This window comes from Bacillus cereus group sp. Bc010 (assembly GCF_027716745.1).
Taxonomy (GTDB): Bacteria; Bacillota; Bacilli; order Bacillales; family Bacillaceae_G; genus Bacillus_A; species Bacillus_A pacificus.
The window spans coordinates 129750-150687 of record NZ_JAQFUY010000006.1; the positions used below are offsets into that span (position 1 = coordinate 129750).

Below are 20938 nucleotides of genomic sequence, written 5' to 3' on the forward strand. Positions count from 1 at the left end.
ACTCCCACGGCTAAAGCCGCAAGCTGACTAACGTCAATGGGATTCTTGCTACCAAAGGCGACGTCTATTTCTAGTATCGCTGACGTGCAAGATTGCGGTGTGCCATCACCACTCCGTATCCAGTGCATCTAGCAGATACGGCACTCGTTCTATTACCAAACGAGTCAGATTGTGAGTTCTCAAATGTGTTTTAGCGTCTTGTACTTGACGACTCAATACATTTTACGGAGCAGAAGAATTTGTTACTCCAACCTCATATGTATTCTGTTTTCAGAGAACAAGATTGTTTTAGAGACTTTTACTTGTCTGTTATGAAAATTATACCATTTCAAATACTTGATGTACAGAACATACTTTCGGTATTTTATCTGTACATCGCATTTGACCTCACTATCATCCACCCCTAAAGGGGGTACTATCGCACCGTAGTGGGCTTTCCTATTCGGAAAATCTGTAAAATCATCATTTTTTCCTTCACTTTGTTAAATAGTTTTCTTTCTTTTTTGAATTTGCTACAATATATTTTATCCCGTATGAATACAGCGAGATACATTTTGACAATTAAATACATACTTTAAAGAAGGTGACATGATTGGAACAATCAGCACATGAAGTAGCAAATTGGCAATATTATTTTGCAATTGCCGTATTTTTAGTCACGTACGGATTTATTATTTCTGAGAAATTGAATCGTGCTGTAATCGCACTATTCGGTGCTGCTATTATGATTATTTTTGGAGTTGTTGAATTACATACCGCTTTCACATCACATATTCAATGGGAAACGATCACTCTTTTAATTGGGATGATGATTCTCGTACATATTACGAGTCAATCAGGCGTCTTTGAATTTGTCGCCATTAAAGCAGCGAAGGCAGCTGGCGGAAAACCAATCCGTATTTTATTACTGCTATCCCTATTAACTGCTGTCGGATCTGCATTTTTGGACAATGTAACGACCGTCTTATTAATCGTACCTGTTACACTATCTATTACACGTATTTTAAAAGTAAATCCTGTTCCTTATTTGATTTCAGAAGTATTATTTTCAAATATAGGCGGAACAGCAACATTAATCGGTGACCCACCTAATATTATGATTGGATCAGCAAATAAGCATTTAGACTTTAATGCCTTTTTACTTAACTTAGCTCCTATCGTAATTATTATTTCTATCGTGACACTTGGCATTATTTACTTCCTGTATCGTAACAAACTAAAAACAACACCTGAGCAAATCGAAAAATTAATGTCATTAAATGAAAAAGATTATATTAAAGATCAAAGCCTCCTTTTAAAATCGATCACGATTTTGGGACTAACTATTTTAGGGTTTATCCTTCATTCTGTTATTCATGTAGACGCTGCGGTTGTCGCGATGACAGGCGCTACACTTCTTATGCTAATTGAAGTAAAAGAACACGATATTGAAGATGTATTTGCCCACGTTGAATGGGTAACTATTTTCTTCTTCGCTGGACTATTTGTTCTCGTTGGCGGGTTAATTGATATCGGACTTATTTCTTCACTCGCAAAAGAAGTACTCGACGTAACGAATGGTGATATCGGTTTTGCCGCTATACTTATTTTATGGGTATCAGGGACCGCATCTGCGACAATTGACAATATCCCATTTGTCGCAACGATGATCCCACTTATTCAAGATTTAGCTACAGGGCTCGGACTATCTGTCGATTCTCCGCAAATCGAAGTACTATGGTGGGCATTATCACTTGGAGCTTGCTTAGGAGGAAACGGAACGTTAATCGGAGCATCAGCAAACGTAGTCGTTGCTGGTATCGCTAAACGTGAAGGACATGCTTTCTCTTATATGGACTTCTTAAAAATTGGTTTGCCGTTAACAATCATTGCATTACTATTATCACATGCTTATATATATTTACGTTATTTAATGTAAAAGTTGTATTGCATGAAATTATATCGACGATTCGACAGAGAATATCGACTTACCGACAAATAACGACAACGAAAAAGGTATGCAGCGCTAAACTGCATACCTTTTTTCGTTCACCAAAATATACCGATAATTGCTAATCCGCCTAAAATCATACCGCCAATTTGTCCAACGATTGTTGGTGATAGTTGAACACCTTTCCTCACTTCAACAACCGGTCTTTCGTGCCTTAGTTGCTGCACTTCGCTTTGAAGTTGATGTACACTTCCGTGTAATTCTTTAATTAGTTCCTTCAATTCAGCGACCTCTTCATTTACTGGTTTTGCTTTTTCTAAATTCATTTTGCATGACTCCTTATAAAGTGAAACTTTAATAAGTGGGGGGCATCCCCCACTTATTATTAGTTGAACCAATCGGACGTTTACGGACAGTTAACGCGGGATAAGTTCAATCAGTACATTGTAAAAATTCGCCAATTATCGTTATATCTCCTGCATTTTACACATATAAGAATGCATTTTTAATCTTGCAGCTCTATCCATTCATCCCGCAGTATCCCCATAATGATACGATCAAAACATTTCCCATCTCTTTGCACTGCTTCTCTCATACAGCCTTCCATCTGAAAACCCATCTTTTTATACAACTCAATAGCAGCTTTGTTATAAGAAATAACATCAAGACCAACGCGGTGTAAATTCAATTCATAGAAAGCATATTTTAAGATAAGATGAATCGCTTCTCTTCCATATCCCTTTCCTCTATCATTTACATCGCCTATACCAATTGCTAATAAACCCATTCTGTTATTCCACTCTATGCCATGAATTGCAACAAAACCAATTAAACGATCATCTTGAACTGTCCTCAACATGAAAGATACACTATTCGATCTTCTTCCCTTTAATAACCCATCACTTGCTATTTCCTGTAAAGATTGTGGGAATGCTATATCTGTATCGACATTTCTTAAATACTCACTATCACCTTGCCACATAGCCATTACTTCAGCATCTGATTCTTTAATAGCTGATAATTTAATCGTTTTATTTTGAAAAAGATTCATTGTCATTTCAAACTCCCCTTTTTTAATAACGGGGATAATTATTAGCCTATCTATCCCCTTGTTCCATAAACTGCTTTATAAACGGGATACTTACAATAAGCGCTGACATTGGCACATCTCCTCTACACGAAATTAACTTCATTGTATAATTTTTCGTTTATTCTAACAATAATAAAAAGCCCTCCAAATTTAGAGGGCCTTCCCTAATAGCAAAACTATATTATTTCGTAAACATTTTCTCCGCTTCATCCATTGCCATTTTGTTTCCTAAAGCAGAATAGTCAAGCCATGGTTGGTCATTGATAATGTATACGTGCTTGCCTTTAACTGCTTTTAAGTCTTTCCAGATTGGTGTTTCTTGAAGTTGTTTAAATGCAGCTTTTGCTTTATCGTCTCTGTTTACAACAACGAAAATAGCATCTGCATCAAAGTCAGGTAATACTTCTTGTGAAATGACTTCGAAAGGACGGTTTCCATCGATTTTCTCTACACCATTTGCAGGTTGTAATCCTAAGTCTTGGAATAAAATTGGTCCCATCGGTCTTTTCGTACTAAATACACGTAATTCTTTTGCAGTAACGCGAATTGCCATTACTTTTTCGTTATTACCTAGCTCTTTATCTATTAAACCTTTTACTCGTTTTGATTGCTCTTCGTAATCTTGAATATATTGATCCGCTTCTTTCTCACGGTTTACAAGTTTACCAACTTGTTTTAAATGGTCTCTCCACGTACCTTCATCTAAATTGAAAGTATGCGTTTTTGCAATTTTTTCGTATTTCGCTACATCTTTACCCGCGTATTTTTCATCCACATAAATGTCAGTAGGCTTTAATTGAAGTAATGCTTCCATATTCGGATCAGTTACAACACCCAATTTCTTCGTATCTTTCAGTTGTTCTTTTGCGTGTGGTAAGAAATCTTTTAAATCTCCACCAATTACAGAACCTACTGGTGTAATTCCTAATGCAAGTAAATCATTTGTTAAATGAATAGACATTGAAGCAATTTTTGGGTCATTACTTTTTTCCGTTTTTTTCGTTGCCTCTTCATTAGATTTCGTTTGACCACATGCTGCTAATCCTAAAATACACATGATGCTAAATAAAATAGTAAGTTTCTTTTTCATATGTTCTCCTCTTTGAAGTATTTATTTTGTTTTTGTAAGTAAATAAAGAAAATACGGTGCTCCTAATGCGGCCACTACTACACCAGCCGGAATAGCGTTTGGCTCAAATATAGAACGGCCTATCGTATCTGCTAGCACTAAAATAATCATTCCAATAATACCAGCTAAAGGAAGAAAGTGTTGATAGGTAGTACCTACTAACTTCCTTGCGATATGCGGAGCAACTAAACCGATAAAACCAATTCCTCCTGCCATCGATACACTTGCGCAAGATAATCCAACCGCTGTAGCTAAAAGTAATAACCGTTCTTTTTGAACAGAAACACCAAGTCCTGCTGCTACACTATCACCTAGTGACAATGCATTTAACGTTTTAGATTTTAGCCACGCATAAGGGGTTAGTATGAATATCCAAGATAATAATGCAAAGACATGAATCCAATCCCTTCCCCACACGTTACCAACTAGCCATCTAGAAGCGAATGTATATGTCTCATCATTTAACTTAAGGGAGAAAAATAACGAAATTGCACTAAAGCCAGCTGAAACAGCAATACCAACGAGAATAAGTCTAATAGGAAGTAAACCTTTTGACCGATCACTCGCAAGTAAAATAATAAGAAATGCAGCTAATACTCCTCCGCCAAATGTAAATAACGGTATTAAAATCGATGCATTCTCATTAATAGAATGAAAGAAAGTAACGAATATAATTAGCCCGAAAGATGCACCGGAATGCAGTCCAAGAATACCAGGATCGGCCAACGCATTCCTTGATAACCCTTGCAAAATCGCACCGGAAATTCCAAGGCCAATACCAGCTAACATTGTGATTATAATTCTTGGCATACGATAATCGTATAGCACAGTTGCGCTCTCAAAATCAGCATGACCGAAAAGCGTTTGAATTACTTTGAGCGGTGCAATGCTAAGTGTCCCCGTATTTAAACTAAGCAAAATAGCAGCGAGACCAATACAACCAAATATTGTAGTTACAGTAACGGCTCTCTTTTTATCCGTGTTTAAAATCTTCTTCACTTACAACTCCCTCCCAACTTTACGTGCTATATAGAGGAAGAACGGAACTCCAACAAGAGCCACCATAATTCCTATTGCAAGTTCTTTAGGAGGATTTACTGTTCTTGCCCCTAAGTCAGCTAAAACTAATAACATAGCTCCTAATAACGCCGACATAGGAATAATAAGTCGATAATTCACACCAACTAATTTTCTAGCAATATGCGGAATAACAAGTCCTACAAATCCGATAGAACCAACTGCTGAAACAGATACACCTGCAAGAATGACTACTATAATCATCCCTAGTATTCTCGTTCGGTTCGTTTTTACTCCTAAATTCGTAGCGACGTCATCCCCCATTGATATGAGTGAAATAGACCGCCCTATCACTGTTGCAAAAAGAATTGTTATGAGAATAATAGGAACTAAAAATTTCAAGTGTTCCCACTTAACACCTGCAACACCACCAGCGTACCAAAACGCTAAATCTTGACTTAAGTCATAATAAATCGCGACACCTGAACTTAACGAATGTAAAAGCGCAGCCATAACTGCCCCAGCGATCGTTAACCTCATCGGTGTTAATCCGCCTGATGTTGCTGATCCGATAATAAAAATGAGCACTGTACTTAAGACCGCTCCAATAAAGGAGACAATCATTAAATAGGAATACGGCATATGCGGGAAAAAGGCAAAACTAAGTGCTACTACAAACATCGCACCTGCATTTATGCCAAGCACACCTGCATCCGCTAAAGGATTTCGTGTTACTCCCTGCATAACAGCTCCAGCCACTGCAAAAGCCGCTCCTACAACTGCTGCACCAATTACCCTTGGAAGTCTTAATTCATAAATAATTTGGTGCTGCGTTAATTTCGGATTATAATCAAAAACCGCTGTCCATACGGTTTGCAAATGGATATCCTTTGCACCAAATGCAACAGCTAAAAATATAGAGCCGATTAAAGATAAAATTGTTAAGCTCATGAAACATATGAACTTAATATGTAGCCAGCGATTATTGCCAGCATATACAGCAGGCTTATGTAACATGTTTCATTTCATCCTTTATATTCAGTTGTTTTTTATAATTATTTTTTATTTGTAATTATTATTGATAATAATTATCATTTTCATTTAGATATTATATCGCCACTTTTTTTAAATAGCAAACTATTTTTTTACTTTGTTAAATATTAAAATACTTATTACGATTTCTATCCAAAACTTACAAATACATGCAAAATAGACTACTGGAATATTTTTTAAATTGTAGTATACTTAATCATTATTTTGAGTTTTCTAACAAAAAAATCGAAGGTGACACAATGTTCTATTTAAAACAACTACTATACTTCACTTACGAGCAAGCATTATCTTGCTTATTCCCAGTTGTTATTTTCTTAACACTAGCCCTATCAAAAATCATTTCTATCCCAGGATTCTACCGCTACGATTTCATACTCATCGTATGTCTTCTTATGCAGTGGATTATGTATAAGACTGGCCTTGAGACGAAAGACGAATTAAAAGTAATTACTGTCTTCCACCTCATCGGCCTTTTACTAGAAATATATAAAGTTCATTTCGGTTCATGGAGTTATCCGGAAGAGGCATATTCAAAGGTTTTTGGAGTTCCACTTTACAGCGGCTTTATGTATGCAAGTGTTGCAAGTTACATATGCCAAGCGTGGAGAAGATTGCATTTACAAATGTATCTCTGGCCGAGGGCTATTTTTGCCGTACCGCTAGGAGCAATGATTTACTTTAATTTTTTCACACATCATTTTCTATATGACTTTAGGTGGGTATTAACTTTACTATTATTCATTGTTTTCTTTCGGACATTTGTGGAATTTTCATTACGAGGCGTTACATATAAAATACCACTCGTTCTCTCCTTTTTTCTTATCGGATTCTTTATTTGGATTGCCGAAAACATCGCAACATTTTTCGGAGCATGGCAATATCCAAATCAACGAGAAGTATGGAATCTCGTTCACTTAAGCAAAATTAGCTCATGGTTTTTACTCGTTGTTATTAGCATTATGATTGTTACACAACTTAAATATTTGAAGGCGTCGAAAAGATAACGCTGATTATGTAAAAACAGATAGCCCATCACTCATTAGAGAGTAATGGGCTTTTTTATTAATATTTTTTAAACCGTTCGTTATAAATTCATCATAATTTACAAGAGCATAAGCATTTGCACATTATGAACTACTACTAGCAGAAGAGGTTGCTGCAGATGAAGCGGCAATCGTTGCCATCATAGCTGCCTGTTGCGCTTGGATGAGGACTTCTATCATAGTTTGTAAACCTGTGTTGGTAGCTTTACTTTCCTCACCTTTCTGACTTACGAACAGTTGAATAGCAATAAGAATATTCGTATCTGTATGCCAACGGAACAATTTCTCCCCCTGCAATTTTTCAATCAACGCTTTAATAGAATGAATCTCTTTTTCTCCATCCTCTAGTAACGCTAATAGCCCGATTGCTGGGTAATGCATTTGTTTCACTTTTACCTTTTCTTGCTTTAACAAATTCCATATGTTTGTGCATGTTGCAACTAATATTTCTTCACGGACATCCTTCTTTAATGAAAGAATATGACTTAAAAATTGAAGATCATTCCCTTTACGTAAGCCAGCTTTCGCTAGTTTCTGATAAAGACGCTCCACTCGATCCATAAGTGTTTCTACATGCTCTGATTGTCCCGCTAATAAAACCGCGAGCGGATAATCATTTGTACCTGTTAGAAAAAGATGATCCTCTTTCATACGTTTATATACTTGCATCGAACGCTGAATGTGCGTGCCATGATGTTCATTATCTTCTGTTAAAAGCACAGCCGCTGCAAGATAAGTAAATATACTCCGGCTAAAACCACCAGCGACCAATTGTTCATATAAATCTAAAAACTTCCGAAAAGCTTTCTTGTAATCTGTAAAGTGAATATCTAATGTTGCGGCCACCACAAAGCGATGATAAGACTTTAAGTATGAAAACATTCCTACCTCATTCTTAATATAACTACTAATTTCTAAAAAACGTTTGAGATCAAGCAATTTATCACTACTTGCATACATAGCAGCAATCATCATTCCTGTTCGAGAATCACTCGTTTTCCATTTTAGTTCTCCCTTTATCTGTGCATATGTATGTGTGTATTGCTCCAACTTTTGTTCTAATGTAATCATAGTATTCACCCCTATTTCTAGTTCTTCTCTTTTATTATACGTATATTCCATATTTAGGAATACCTTATTTCATAATCACATCTTAAAAATTAGAAGGTTTCTTGTCCTTCTTCATCAGTAGCACGATGATACCCCCTAATCCTTCAAGAAGTTATACAAAAAAAGGTAGATAATAATTTATCTACCTTTTTTTGTATATATTATTTAACATTACACCTGTATTGCTTGTTATATGCAATTAAGACTAAAGAGCTTTAATAATACGTTCCATCGCCTTCATTTGACCAATATGATCTGCTTCATGATAAAGCATCATGCCGTAAAGCTCCCCTACCGTTTCCAATCCTAGGAATGGCTCTGGCAGTTTATTCTCAAATGCTTCTGCTGGAATTTCGTTAATACGCTTTGCTTGTTCTTTTAATTGAGCCGTTAACACTTCTAACGTTGGTCCTTCTGTTTTCCATTTAGATGGTCTTGATCCATACCCAAACATACCTGGATATTCAGTTGGTAATTGTTTAAATTCTTTTCCAAACATGAAAACTTCTGCTGCCGTTAATACATGACCGATATGCCAGCGAATTGTATTGTTAAAACCCTCTGGCTGCGTATCTACAGTTTTATCGTCTAGCGTCTCCATAAATTTAAGCAATTCCCCACGCGTTATTTCAAATTGTTTTAAGCCAACTAGTCTATTCATTTGATCGTCTCCCTTCTTCATGTACCATTTATTATGAACTAAGAATGTTCAACTTATTAAAGTTTCACCTTGTTTAATCTATCAGAAACAATGAAGAAATACATCAAATATGCTTAGTAAAAATAATAAAAAGGTTCACCTCTCGTACATATAGAATTAGTTACTACACAAATAGTTTAGTAACTAAAAGAGGAGTGTTAATCACATGTTACATGTTTTAAAACAGCAATATCATCTTATTAGCTCTACAAGAGAAACTCTATTTTCATTTTTGGAAGAAATCCCACTAGAAAAATTACATAGCACTGTTCCCAATTTCGGAAACGGTAGTATTATAAAGACCCATATTCATGTAGCCGATTGCTACCGATACTGGCTTGGATCATTCGCATTCAAGCAAAAACGAGCAGATTTTTCATTTGCTAGTGATGACGAAATTGAGCATGCAGATGTAGAGAAAGTCCGTGCTAGATTTAAGTTAGTAGATGAGACTGTACAACGGTTTTTAGAGGAATACAACGACCGGTGGCTCGAAAATATAGCAAATGAAGTGAAATGGCAAAAAGAGCCTTGGAGCATAACTCCGCTATGGCTTTTAACTCATACGGAAACGCATGAATTTCACCATAAAGGCCAAATTGTATCTATGGCTCGTCACCTTGGGTACACCCCTCCTAATACAGATCTTAATCTTAATTAATTCAATCGTTCAAACAAATGAATTACTATAACTATCGTTAGCAGTGTTTATATATATGGAAAGGCCCTTCATTCTTTTTGATGTTGTTTATAGTTTTGCAATTTTTTTGCGGCACAAACTTGTAATATATTTTAATTATGTTTGTGTCGTGTTCTTACTAACTAGTTTCATATCCATAAAAAATATATTAATATGTTTCCTTCTATAATTTCAGTTACCTAATCAATAAGAGGTTCTTTCTTTTTATTATGAATGTATACAAAACAAACACGAAAATTCCGAAAATAAAAGTTGAAAACGCTGGTAACACTTTATCATTTGGCACGTACACACTCCAAAAAGAATTAAGAAGCGCATGAAAAATTAGACACATAAAAATACTTTTAGTTGCGTTAATAATTGTAGTTAATAAGAAAGATACGGCAATTGTCGTAATTATAAAGGCTAGAAAATCCCTTTGAGTTTGATTCGTGCCCGGAATAAACCATAACGGCCAGTGCCAAATAGCCCATATAACGCTCACAATAATCGTACTAAAAAATTCTGAAAACCTTTTCTGAAGAGCAGGTTGTAAGATTCCTCTCCATCCAATTTCTTCAAGACCTCCACCAATGATCATTATTGGAAAACTAATTAATGCCACGTATAATGGTTTTTGCACTGTTGCTCCACCAAATATTGTCGGAAGATAACAGCTAATAAAAGCTAGAATAATGATTAGAATATACCATGCAAAGTGATGTTTAGGATTTACAATATTTTCAATGAACCTTCTAAACTCCTCTTGTGATCCATATTTTTTCTTTAAACTAATCGCAATGATTGCCGGCATGATCCCACCGAAAACAAATAATATCATCGCAAGCGGTGTACCCAATGTCGTAATGTTTAATTTTATTAAGTTAATTAATAACCCCCAAAGTGTCCATGTACCTATAAAAGTACAAATTACATATCGTTTAATATCATTACTCATCTACTTGCCTCCTTTGTTTTAATTAGAGCACAAATTTCGAAGTATGAAAACAAATTATGTTAAATTATCCCAACATCCGAAAGAAATATCCATACTCAATTAGACCTTTACGAAATATCCCGCTATCTGCTTCACTTCAATTAAAGCTCGAAGTTAAGGTCTTACTATTCGTTAATACTGGATAGACGAACAAAAAAGAGCATGTTTTGAAATCCAATCAAAACATGCTCTTAAAATATTCTATCTTACAATCTCCATATCCTCATCAATACCAAATAGTCTCAGCATAATTATATGCATCACTATTCGGAATTGCATGTTTCCCCTGCGCTTGCGCTTTTCTTGGATCTAAATCATATACCATCGGCGTATAGCATGATGTTTGCCCTTTATTTACAACACCATTTCCTCCAGCACTTCCGCAAGTATATGCCTTTCCATCGGTTTTTCTGACGATCCTTGCATCAGCTTCGTTATTATAAAGCGCTGGACGAGTTACAGTAACCTTTGCCCACGCTGTTTTACACGTCGTGCTAAATTTTAATTCCACATATGAATTAGAATCAATCCACTTCTTTTCTTTCGTTACTGCTGATTGATCACAGCTATTGTAGTAAGGGCTTTTTCCATCATATGAATGGTCTTCTGCAAATGCTTTATCATTATTCGTCGTACTAAACATACTAGTTACAACGAGCAATGCCAGACAAAGACATGCGCTTACCTTTTTAAAAAGCTTCATAGAATTCCACTCCTTTATTAATAACGTCCAGTTTTCCCGTAGCCATTATTAATCGTCACCGCTTCAGCATCAGCTGTATAACCAAAATCAGCAGTTAAATCAAATACCATTCCTGTATAGGTGCTCGTTTGCCCCGTTTTAATTGCTCCATTACCACTATTAGAATCTACTGATTTTTGAAATACACCATTTTTATATTTATTAATAACAGCGTAAGCATATACTCCTCCAGAAACAGAAGGTGCTGGTTGATCTAAAACAAGCTTAGACCATACCGCATGACATTTATTACTGTAACGTAAATACACTGTTCCTACTTTTTTACTACCTTCATACACCGCTGTAGACTTTGCATTAAATCCATCTGCATCACATGTTGTACTGCCTCCGTATACTTTCGTTGTTGCTGGATTTTTCCCGTCATAATAACTACTCAGATCGGTAGCTGCAAATGTACTTCCTTGAAAACTAAATAATACCCCTACACTCGCTACACTTAACACACATACTTTCATTAACTTTTTAAACATTGTAAATCTCCTCCCTCAAAATAAGTACGTATATCTATCCCCTATGTACGCCCCTCCTTTCGTGCTGCCTAGAGGCATCTTACAGAAACGAATAAAAGTTGTAAATTCCCTTACGATTATTGGAATATACGAAGAAATTTACTTATCCTTTTAAGAAAAAAAGTTGAGAAATACACATTTGAAAACATCCTTTATTTAAAACATAAAGAACCGATACTTGTTCCATGCAAGCATCAGTTCTTTTATACAAAATTGCCATTTTTTCTTTTATATAAAATAAATATTTCTCCACTTAGTCTGTTGTAAAAAACTCCCTCGTTACATCAATAAATTGCTGCAGTGGCACTGTCATCCATTTGTCTTTATGCCAAGCAATTTGTGTGAAAATTGGATTGATAGTATTGTCTAGGTGTAACTCTTTTATCGTTCCCTCTCGTATATCTTTTTCTACTACTATCGCTGGCAAAACTGCTACACCTAAATCTGCAATCACACATTGTTTAATTGCCTCTACACTAACGAACTCAATCTTATTTACTGGATACACATCTTGACTGCGAAATAACTCTTCAAATAAAATTCGATATGAACACCCTAGTTCTGTTAATAAAAGTGTTTCCTTCTCTAAATCTTTTATAGAAACGGAAGTTTGCTGGAGTAAATGATGCCCTGGAGCAGCTACTACTTTTAATTCTTCTTTCATAAGCGGCTCCACATATAAAACATCTTCTGTTTTACATTCGTCCAAAATAAATGCAAGATCGACTTTTCCCTCCATCAATTGTTCCTTCGCATCTTTATTGGAATGCGCTGGTTTAAATATAAGTTTTATTTGAGGAAATTGCGCTTTAAACCTCTTTAATATAGAAGGAAGTCTATATGTACATTGGCTTTCTTGCGCACCGATTATTAACGTACCTGCTATTTCCTCATCATCTTTCACAGCCACCTTCGCTTCGTTACTAAGTGCAATCATCTTGTCGGCATATAGTTGAAACTTTCTGCCCGCTTCAGTTAAGAAAAGGCGTTTTCCTAATCTTTCAAATAACGGCGTACCTAGCTCAGCTTCTAACGTTTTAATTTGCGCTGTCACGCTCGATTGAGCAAAGTTTAATTTCTTCGCAGTTTGTGTAAAGTTCAAAGTATCTGCCGCTACTTTAAATGTAATTAATTGTTTTATCTCCATTTATCATCCCTCTTTTCAATCGATATTCCCGATTGATTTCATCGAAATAATCCTCTTTGTCTATTGATATTTATATTGTATGATAAAGAGCATCGACAAACAATATAATGGAGGTATTCCATATGAAAGCACTTTGTTTCGAACAGTTTGGAAATCCGGATGTACTACAATATAAAGAACTAAATGATCCAATCATAAATCCAAATGAAATTCTTGTCCGCACGAAAGCAATCGGTTTAAATTTCGCCGATATTTATAGACGCCGCGGTGATTATCATCTCGCTGGCAATCCACCTTATATATTAGGTTATGAAGGCGCTGGTATTGTTGAAAAAGTAGGAGCTGACGTTACGAATATTAATCCTGGAGACCGCATTGCATTTGCTGACGTTCCATTTGCAAATGCAGAATTAGTTGCCGTTCCATCAAAAAAAGCAATCCCGCTTCCAGATTCTATTTCTTTTGAAACAGCCGCTTCTGTCTTATTACAAGGTCTAACGGCACATTATTTAACGAAAGATAGCTATGAAATAAAACAAGGTGATATAGCTTTAGTCCATGCCGCAGCTGGTGGTGTTGGACAACTTCTTATTCAAATCATTAAACTACTAGGCGGAAAGGTAATCGGCCTCACGTCATCAAAAGAAAAAGCACAAATAGCTACATTAGCTGGTGCTGACCACGTATTTTTATATACGGAAGCATGGCCTGCGAAAGTACTTGAAATAACAAACGGCACTGGAGTAAATGTTGTATATGAATCAGTAGGTTCTACATTAGAGGAAAGTTTTAGCGCTACTAAAACTGGCGGCACTGTCGTATTTTACGGAATGGCCGGTGGTAATCCTGCGCCAGTTGATCCGCGTATGCTTATGGATACTTCAAAAACTTTAACTGGCGGAGACCTTTGGAATGTGCTTACTACTTTTGAAGAACGAAAAAAACGCTCTACTCAATTATTTGATTGGATCGCAAGTGGAAAATTAAACATTGCGAGCCCTACTACATTCTCTTTACAAGACGGTGCCCGTGCACATGAATTATTAGAGAGCAGAAAAAGTACAGGGAAGATTTTATTAATCCCATAATCGTTCCAGTAAAAAAAGGAAGCTAGATTTCTCTATCTTCCTTTTCTTATTTTTATCCCGCTTTAATGGGCAGTAAGACCCCCACTGCTTAAAGTTTCACTTTATATTTCCACACTTTCTGTCCCTTTTGCAACATAACTCATATCTCCAACCGACTCGACTGTGTATGTTCCATCTTGATATACAGTCTTCGTTACACTAGCATTTTTCACTCCAAGTTTTGTTTTACTACTGTCTAACATTTCTATTAAGGTAGTAATCAACAACCCATGAACAACAACTAAAACGTTACCGCCACCATCTTTAGCAGCTTCTTCACTAATTTTATCTATCTCTGCTTTTATACGAGTAGAAAATAATTCCCAATCTTCCGCCTGTTTTGTAGGATCTGCTGTTCTAATAAGATCAATAACTTCTTGAATAGAAAACTTCATAAGTTCTTCTGGTGATGCAACGCCCGCAGCTTTTCCAACCGCATCCCACATATTTTCAAGCTTTTCACCTTCAAAAATACCGAAATTTAATTCTCTTAAATTTTTCCTTTGCTCAAGTTTCAATTTTGATTGCTCACTATATTTTAATACTAAATTAGCAGTTTCAATCGCTCGACCGCTATCACTACTATACGCATTCATAAAATGAACATCTTTTAATCCCATTCCTAAATTCGTGGCAACTTCCACACCTTTTTCTACTAACGGAGAGTCTGCCCAACCTTGCGCGCGATGGTTCGTATTTAATATTGTTTTACCGTGTCTTGTAACATATAACGTAACTACATTCTCATTGCTATTTGTTTCTCGCTTCTTCATTCAATTCTCTCCCTTTACATTTCTATATCAATTTTATCACCTTAATTATTCATTGAGCAAAATATACGTAAGTGCATTTGTTTAATAAAAAAGCTATCTTTCTGTATATCCCTACAAAAAGATAGCATCTTTTATGATTATATTTTTAAACAATACTCCTACTCAGCAAATGCACTCGAATATTGCACAACTCCTTCTATACTTTGCAGAGCGTTCTCACTTAGCTCAACCGCCATAAACGCTTCATCTGGCACTTCAAATGGTGCTTTTATATTCCACTCACTTGCTTTCTTAAAACCAAATTTCGGATAGTACTCTGGATGTCCTAATACTATAACTGATCCGTATCCAAGTTCTTTCGCTTTTTCTAACGCAGCTACTATAAGCTTTCCACCAATTCCTTTTTTCTGATAGTCCCTAGCAACTGAAACTGGTGCAAGTGCCAACGACTCTACAGAAGTTCCATTCTTTTCTATCGTAATTTTCGATAACATAATATGCCCGACTATTTCTTCGTCTACCGCAACGATAGATAACTCAGGAATAAACGCGTCACATTCTCTAATACGTTTTACAAGTTCATGTTCTTTTTTATCACTAAATTCTTCATATAAAAATGCTTGTTGTACAACTTCTTCCGTTTTTCTATAATCGGTTTGTTGTTCTTGTCTAATCGTTACCATTTTAATTTATCCTCTATTCTTCCTTATTTCTTTTTGGATTTTACGAAGCGCTTTTTTCGATCCACGCTCAATGTCGTGCTGCATTTTTCTTTCTTTATAATCGACAAATAGTGTATTTAAATCGTATCCCTCTGGGTATAATTCTTTTGCCGCTACTTCTAAATTAATGCGTTTTACATTTACTTCAACAAATTCGCCGTTATAATATACAACAACATTATAGAAATTATCTATTTCCTTATAGATAATACCAAAATCATCATAATCTAATAAATTTACACGATCACCGATTTTGTACTCGTAGTGATTTTCTCTTTTTTCTTGCACGAATTTCGGTTTTCTAATTTTACTTTCATTCACTTTTTCTAATGCATATTCTTTATTTCCCATGTACTCTTTCGCTCTTTTCAGTACATGTTCTCTTACGTTCATTTTATTTGCAATCCAAAGCGCATTACTTTCACCTGATTTACCGATCACTAATTTATAAAGCGGTTCTAGTGTCTCACTATTAAATTGCATTGCTGCGTTCATGAAATCATCATGCATTTCTGAGAAGCGTTTAATTTCACCGTAATGCGTACTCGCAACTGTAATACATCCAGCAAGATAAAACTCCTCTAAAATAGAAATTGCAAGTGCTGCTCCTTCATTCGGTTCAGTCCCGCTTCCTATTTCATCAAATAGTAGCAACGTATTATTATTTGACATCCTCATAATCTCAGATAAATTTTTCATATGTGATGAAAATGTACTTAATGCATTTTCGATACTTTGATTATCACCAATATCTACAAATACATTTTCAAAAATAGCAATTTCTGTTTCTTTATCCCCTGCAATATGAAGACCTGACATTGTCGCTAATGTTAACAATCCAATCGTCTTTAATACAATTGTCTTCCCGCCCGCATTCGGCCCTGTAATAATTAAACTACGATAGTTTTGACCGATTTCAAAGTTTAATGGTACTACTTTTCCACTTAAAAGCGGATGCTTACAATTTACTAAATGAACGTAGCCATGATCATTTAACTTCGGCTCTATTCCATCGATTGATTTACTAAACTTCGCTTTCGCAAACACCATATCATACTGACTAATCAATTCCATATTAATTTTTATATGATAAATATTTTCTACTACCATTCCTGATAAAGTCGCTAAAATTTGATATTCTTCCATCGCTTCTTCTGCTTTCAAACTTGCGAGTTCCACATTTAACTTTGTAACCGTATGTGGTTCTATAAATACAGTAGAACCTTTGGCGGAGGCTTCAACTATACTTCCCGCAACTTGATTTTTATAAGAAGATTTAATCGGAATCGTGTACCTATCGTCCTTTTTACTAATAAAGAATTCTTGAATATACTTCTTATTTGCACTACTATTTAAAAACTTCGTTAAACGTTCTTTTATTTTCCCATCTACCGAATCAATGTTATTTCGAATTCGTTTTAACTCTTTACTAGCGGCAGAATCAATACTATTACCTTTTATTGAAAAATTAATTTCCTCTTCAATACTTTTAAATTCAGTCATTGAATTTGCATAAGAAGCTAATACTGGCGCAAAAAATTCTTTATCTAACATAAACTTTTTAATCTTTCTACATCCACGTAAAAAGTCTGAAACACTTACTAATTCTTCTGGATCTAAAATCATCCCTTTTTCTAATTTTTGAATTGTACTAGCAATATTTGAAATACCGAAAAAAGGAAAATGCCCTTCTGCATCTAATATAGCTCGTGCTTCTGTCGTTTCATTTAATCGATTCCTTACTACTTTTATACTCGTACTCGGCTCTAATTTATTTATTAATTCTTTTCCTAATCCACTTACACAATAAGATTTCACTATATCCTTTAATTCGTTATATTGTAACTTTTCAAAAGTCATCGTATTCATTTTGTTTCTCCTCACTATGATTGATTTCTATCATAAATGAAGATACCTACTCATTAGATTTCAATGAGTTCTACATGATTCAATTACCATTTTTAAATATTAAAAATATACACAAAAAAGCTGCGGGGATACCGCAGCTTTTACATTTACAAGGCATGAGTAATAACATATGGGGAAATAAACCATAAAAAAACGGATGGAAATCCCCTTATTACACGCTTTATAAAGTATTGTAGGTATCTTCATAGGTATCGAAATAAATCCATGACAAAATTAGGGGTATGGTATACATAAAAATCCCCTGTTCTTATCCGATTTATTTCATTCAATTTTTCCTATTTAGTACCTACCGCACTCACAAAAAGCACCTCTCATTATTTTATATTATGATCATTGAAATCTAATTTACTGAAATCATCATACTATATGTATAGCAAGAAGTAAAGGTGTCATACTTTAGTCGTACGCACATATGCAGATGTTTCCTCTTGCAATATTAGATACAATATATATAAATCGTTTAACGGAGGGATTTCCATGACAGACTTTCAAAAACAATTTTTCGCACGATTACATATAGAAAAAAAAGACAAAGTTTCATTTGAAGATTTACCTAACATTATGTACGCGATGGCACAAACTGTCCCTTTTGAAAACTTAAATATTCTCGAAAACAACTTTACAGAAATATCAAAAGAAAATCTAAAAGAAAAAATTTTAGTAAACAACCGCGGCGGTCTTTGTTATGAACTCAATCCTACTATGTATTACTTCCTTAAAGACGCTGGATTTGATGTTCATCTCGTTTCAGGAACAGTGTATAACGCTGCAAACTCCATATGGGCTGTTGATTCTGGCCATATCGCAACCGTTTTAAAACATCATAATGAGCTTTATCTAATTGAAGTTGGATTCGGATCATACTTACCTCTTGCACCTGTTCCTTTCTCAGGTGAAGTCATTCACTCCATTACAGGAGATTATCGTATTCGTAAAGAAATGACCGAAAAAGGAAACTACATGTTAGAGATGCGTAAAAACAATGAGTTTTTGGATCAATCTTCTACTGATGATTGGACGTTAGGCTATGCATTTTATATAGAAGAAGTGGATGAAGAAAAAGCAAATGCATCACAAAAAATTATCGTTGAACATGAGGACTCACCATTTAACAAAGTACCTCTCATTGTAAAACTAACTGAAGATGGGCATGCATCTTTAACAAAGGATAGTCTCACAATAGCGAAAAACGGTAAAAAAATGAAAGAAAAAATTACAGATGTGCAATATAAAAATCTTTTACATGCAAAATTCGGAATTACATTATAATTTTTTAAGCCTTGCCATTTTAGCAAGGCTTTTCAATTTTCAGCAGGGATTTTTTGCAATTTGTTGTATTTCATAGTTATATAGGAATATAACTACATATTTAGAAAGGAAATGATTATGACAGAACTTAAAGATCGACTACAAGTAGCGGATAAAGAAAAATGGGATTTAACGGATATTTACGATACCATTGAAGATTGGGAAAGCGATTTTCATAAAATTGAAATATTAACGAAAGAATTACACGAGTTTAATGGAAATATTCACGATGGCAATAGTTTATTAACCTATTTAACAAAGAGTGAAGAAATTTCTAGCATAATAACTTTAATGTTCGCTTATGCACGATTACAATCTGATCTTGATACATGCGATACTGACGCTCAATCTCTTGTCGATAAAGTAACACAATTACAAGTGAAAGTAAGTGCGGCTAAATCTTTCTTTTCCCCCTTCTTACTTAGCATAGATGAAAACACATTACAATCTTACATAGAAGAAGCAGAGGGCTTACAATATTATAAAGAAGACTTATTTGAATTATATCGTTATAAAAAACACGTATTGAATAAAGACCAAGAAGAGATTTTATCACAAATGGGCGAAGCGCTCTCCTCTCCGCAACATACATATGGCATGTTAAATAATGCAGATATACTCTTTGGTGAAGTGACGACTAATGATGGAGAAAAAGTTACTTTAACAAGAGGAATGTATGCAAAGTTAATAGAAGATGAGAACCGTGAAAAACGTAAAGAAGCCTATAAAGCTTATTACAAACCATACGTTCAATTAAAGAATTCTATCGCTTCTACTTTATCTGCAGCTATTAAAAATAATGTTACTGTTTCTAAGCTAAGAAACTATCCATCAGCTTTAGAAAAATCATTATTTGGCGATATGGTTCCGAAAGAAGTATATGAAAACCTAATTGATACAACGAAAAAAAACATTCATTCTTTACATACTTATAATAAACTTCGAAAAGAAAAATTAAATGTAGATGAACTACGCCAGTATGATTTAAGTGTTGATTTAGTATCTGGTGTAAAACAGGACATTCCATACGATAGAGCGTTTGACATCATGATTGAATCACTAGCCCCTTTAGGTGAAGAATATATTGAAACATTAAAGAGCTTTAAAGATAAACGTTATATCGATGTGAGAGAAACACCAGGAAAACGTTCCGGTGCTTATAACTTTGGTGTATACGGCGTTCATCCATTCATTCTTTTAAATCATCACGATGATTTAAATAGCCTTTTCACTCTTACTCATGAATGCGGGCACGGTATGCATACGCACTATTCACACGGATACCAACCAAGAATTTCTGCACACTATACTATTTTCGTCGCAGAAGTCGCTTCTACAGTAAATGAAGTGCTATTAATTCATCATTTATTAAAAGAAGCAAAAGATGCTGATGTACGTAACCATTTAGTAAATCACTTCATCGACAAATTTAAAGGCACTTTCTTTACACAAATCATGTTCGCTGAGTTTGAAAAAATCACACATGAAATGGCACAGCAAGGTAAACCATTAAATGCCCAAACCTTTAGCGAGGTTTACGAAAACTTGTTTAGAGAATATAATGGCGACTCCCTCGTATTTGACGAAGAAGTAAAATACGGATGGGCTAGAATACCGCATTTCTATCGTCCATTTTACGTGTACAAATATGCAACTGGATTCGCTTCTGCAATCCAAATTGCCGATAAGTTATTGAGCGGCGATCCAAATGCTCAAAAACATTATATTGAATTCCTTAAAGGCGGAAGTTCAGACTACCCATTAAACTTATTGAAAAAAGCTGGTGTTGATTTAACTACGCCAGAACCGATTGAAAGTGCATTAAATCGTTTTAGTGAACTTGTTGAAGAGTTTTCAGCATTATAAAACGCATGCAGAGTATATGCTCTGCATGCTTTCTCATTTGAATCAC

At 35.1% G+C, this 20938-nt stretch carries 20 protein-coding genes; 6 read left to right on the forward strand and 14 right to left on the reverse strand.

Features of this window, described 5'->3' with window-relative positions:
* Positions 1-592 precede the first annotated feature (592 nt).
* On the forward strand, positions 593-1918 hold the full coding sequence (locus tag PDQ68_RS10215) for an ArsB/NhaD family transporter (protein WP_061183479.1): 1326 nt from the start codon (positions 593-595) through the stop codon (positions 1916-1918).
* A 110-nt stretch (positions 1919-2028) separates the two neighbouring features.
* Here the strand turns inward: PDQ68_RS10215 and PDQ68_RS10220 are convergent, their stop codons facing one another.
* The 5 genes from PDQ68_RS10220 to PDQ68_RS10240 all read right to left on the reverse strand — a co-directional run bounded on the left by PDQ68_RS10220 (position 2029) and on the right by PDQ68_RS10240 (position 6183).
* The gene (locus PDQ68_RS10220) at positions 2029-2256 is read right to left on the reverse strand and encodes a coiled-coil domain-containing protein (RefSeq protein WP_001047304.1); all 228 of its coding nucleotides are present in this window, start codon (positions 2254-2256) and stop codon (positions 2029-2031) included.
* Between the two features lie 179 nt (positions 2257-2435).
* A complete protein-coding gene (locus PDQ68_RS10225; RefSeq protein ID WP_061183478.1) occupies positions 2436-2987 on the reverse strand; it encodes a GNAT family N-acetyltransferase in 552 nt (183 codons plus the stop codon).
* 214 nt (positions 2988-3201) lie between these two features.
* The gene (locus tag PDQ68_RS10230) at positions 3202-4110 is read right to left on the reverse strand and encodes an iron-hydroxamate ABC transporter substrate-binding protein (protein ID WP_061183477.1); all 909 of its coding nucleotides are present in this window, start codon (positions 4108-4110) and stop codon (positions 3202-3204) included.
* A 21-nt stretch (positions 4111-4131) separates the two neighbouring features.
* Positions 4132-5148: a FecCD family ABC transporter permease gene (locus PDQ68_RS10235; protein WP_061183476.1), complete on the reverse strand. Its 1017-nt coding sequence runs from the start codon at positions 5146-5148 to the stop codon at positions 4132-4134.
* Positions 5149-6183: a FecCD family ABC transporter permease gene (locus PDQ68_RS10240; protein ID WP_000902675.1), complete on the reverse strand. Its 1035-nt coding sequence runs from the start codon at positions 6181-6183 to the stop codon at positions 5149-5151. It lies immediately after the preceding gene.
* Between the two features lie 275 nt (positions 6184-6458).
* Here PDQ68_RS10240 and PDQ68_RS10245 point away from each other — a divergent pair, with 275 nt between their 5' ends.
* Positions 6459-7223, forward strand: a complete 765-nt coding sequence (locus PDQ68_RS10245; RefSeq protein ID WP_061183475.1) for a DUF817 domain-containing protein — start codon at positions 6459-6461, stop codon at positions 7221-7223.
* Between the two features lie 123 nt (positions 7224-7346).
* On the opposite strand, the gene PDQ68_RS10250 is transcribed toward PDQ68_RS10245, so the two are convergent.
* Together PDQ68_RS10250 and PDQ68_RS10255 are read right to left on the reverse strand one after the other, a co-directional pair.
* The gene (locus PDQ68_RS10250) at positions 7347-8384 is read right to left on the reverse strand and encodes a DUF4003 domain-containing protein (protein WP_061183474.1); all 1038 of its coding nucleotides are present in this window, start codon (positions 8382-8384) and stop codon (positions 7347-7349) included.
* A gap of 193 nt (positions 8385-8577) precedes the next feature.
* Complete coding sequence (locus tag PDQ68_RS10255) at positions 8578-9054, reverse strand: DinB family protein (protein WP_134197728.1); 477 nt, start codon at positions 9052-9054, stop codon at positions 8578-8580.
* 184 nt (positions 9055-9238) lie between these two features.
* On the opposite strand from PDQ68_RS10255, the gene PDQ68_RS10260 reads away from it, so the two are divergent.
* Positions 9239-9733, forward strand: coding sequence for a DinB family protein (locus PDQ68_RS10260; RefSeq protein WP_016718142.1), 495 nt, complete (start codon positions 9239-9241; stop codon positions 9731-9733).
* 214 nt (positions 9734-9947) lie between these two features.
* On the opposite strand, the gene PDQ68_RS10265 is transcribed toward PDQ68_RS10260, so the two are convergent.
* The 4 genes from PDQ68_RS10265 to PDQ68_RS10280 form a co-directional block, all read right to left on the reverse strand.
* Positions 9948-10709 carry a CPBP family intramembrane glutamic endopeptidase gene (locus PDQ68_RS10265; RefSeq protein ID WP_061183472.1) on the reverse strand — a complete coding sequence of 254 codons (762 nt, stop codon included), beginning with the start codon at positions 10707-10709 and terminating at the stop codon, positions 9948-9950.
* Between the two features lie 265 nt (positions 10710-10974).
* The gene (locus tag PDQ68_RS10270) at positions 10975-11451 is read right to left on the reverse strand and encodes a DUF2690 domain-containing protein (protein ID WP_000765225.1); all 477 of its coding nucleotides are present in this window, start codon (positions 11449-11451) and stop codon (positions 10975-10977) included.
* Positions 11452-11468: 17 nt separating this feature from the next.
* Positions 11469-11981, reverse strand: a complete 513-nt coding sequence (locus tag PDQ68_RS10275; protein ID WP_061183471.1) for a DUF2690 domain-containing protein — start codon at positions 11979-11981, stop codon at positions 11469-11471.
* A 292-nt stretch (positions 11982-12273) separates the two neighbouring features.
* Positions 12274-13167 carry a LysR family transcriptional regulator gene (locus PDQ68_RS10280; protein WP_061183470.1) on the reverse strand — a complete coding sequence of 298 codons (894 nt, stop codon included), beginning with the start codon at positions 13165-13167 and terminating at the stop codon, positions 12274-12276.
* 122 nt (positions 13168-13289) lie between these two features.
* Between PDQ68_RS10280 and PDQ68_RS10285 the strand changes: the two genes are divergently transcribed.
* On the forward strand, positions 13290-14255 hold the full coding sequence (locus tag PDQ68_RS10285) for a quinone oxidoreductase family protein (protein ID WP_061183469.1): 966 nt from the start codon (positions 13290-13292) through the stop codon (positions 14253-14255).
* A gap of 101 nt (positions 14256-14356) precedes the next feature.
* Here PDQ68_RS10285 and PDQ68_RS10290 read toward each other — a convergent pair whose 3' ends face one another.
* The 3 genes from PDQ68_RS10290 to PDQ68_RS10300 form a co-directional block, all read right to left on the reverse strand.
* Positions 14357-15067 (reverse strand): histidine phosphatase family protein, encoded by a 711-nt coding sequence (locus PDQ68_RS10290; RefSeq protein WP_061183468.1) that lies wholly within the window; start codon positions 15065-15067, stop codon positions 14357-14359.
* A 158-nt stretch (positions 15068-15225) separates the two neighbouring features.
* Positions 15226-15750, reverse strand: coding sequence for a GNAT family N-acetyltransferase (locus tag PDQ68_RS10295; RefSeq protein ID WP_061183467.1), 525 nt, complete (start codon positions 15748-15750; stop codon positions 15226-15228).
* A 6-nt stretch (positions 15751-15756) separates the two neighbouring features.
* A complete protein-coding gene (locus PDQ68_RS10300) occupies positions 15757-17658 on the reverse strand; it encodes an endonuclease MutS2 (protein ID WP_061183466.1) in 1902 nt (633 codons plus the stop codon).
* 537 nt (positions 17659-18195) lie between these two features.
* Between PDQ68_RS10300 and PDQ68_RS10305 the strand changes: the two genes are divergently transcribed.
* Positions 18196-18987, forward strand: coding sequence for an arylamine N-acetyltransferase family protein (locus PDQ68_RS10305; protein WP_061183465.1), 792 nt, complete (start codon positions 18196-18198; stop codon positions 18985-18987).
* Between the two features lie 117 nt (positions 18988-19104).
* Entirely contained in the window at positions 19105-20892 is a 1788-nt protein-coding gene (pepF, locus tag PDQ68_RS10310) for an oligoendopeptidase F (RefSeq protein WP_270786676.1), read from the forward strand.
* Positions 20893-20938 lie beyond the last annotated feature (46 nt).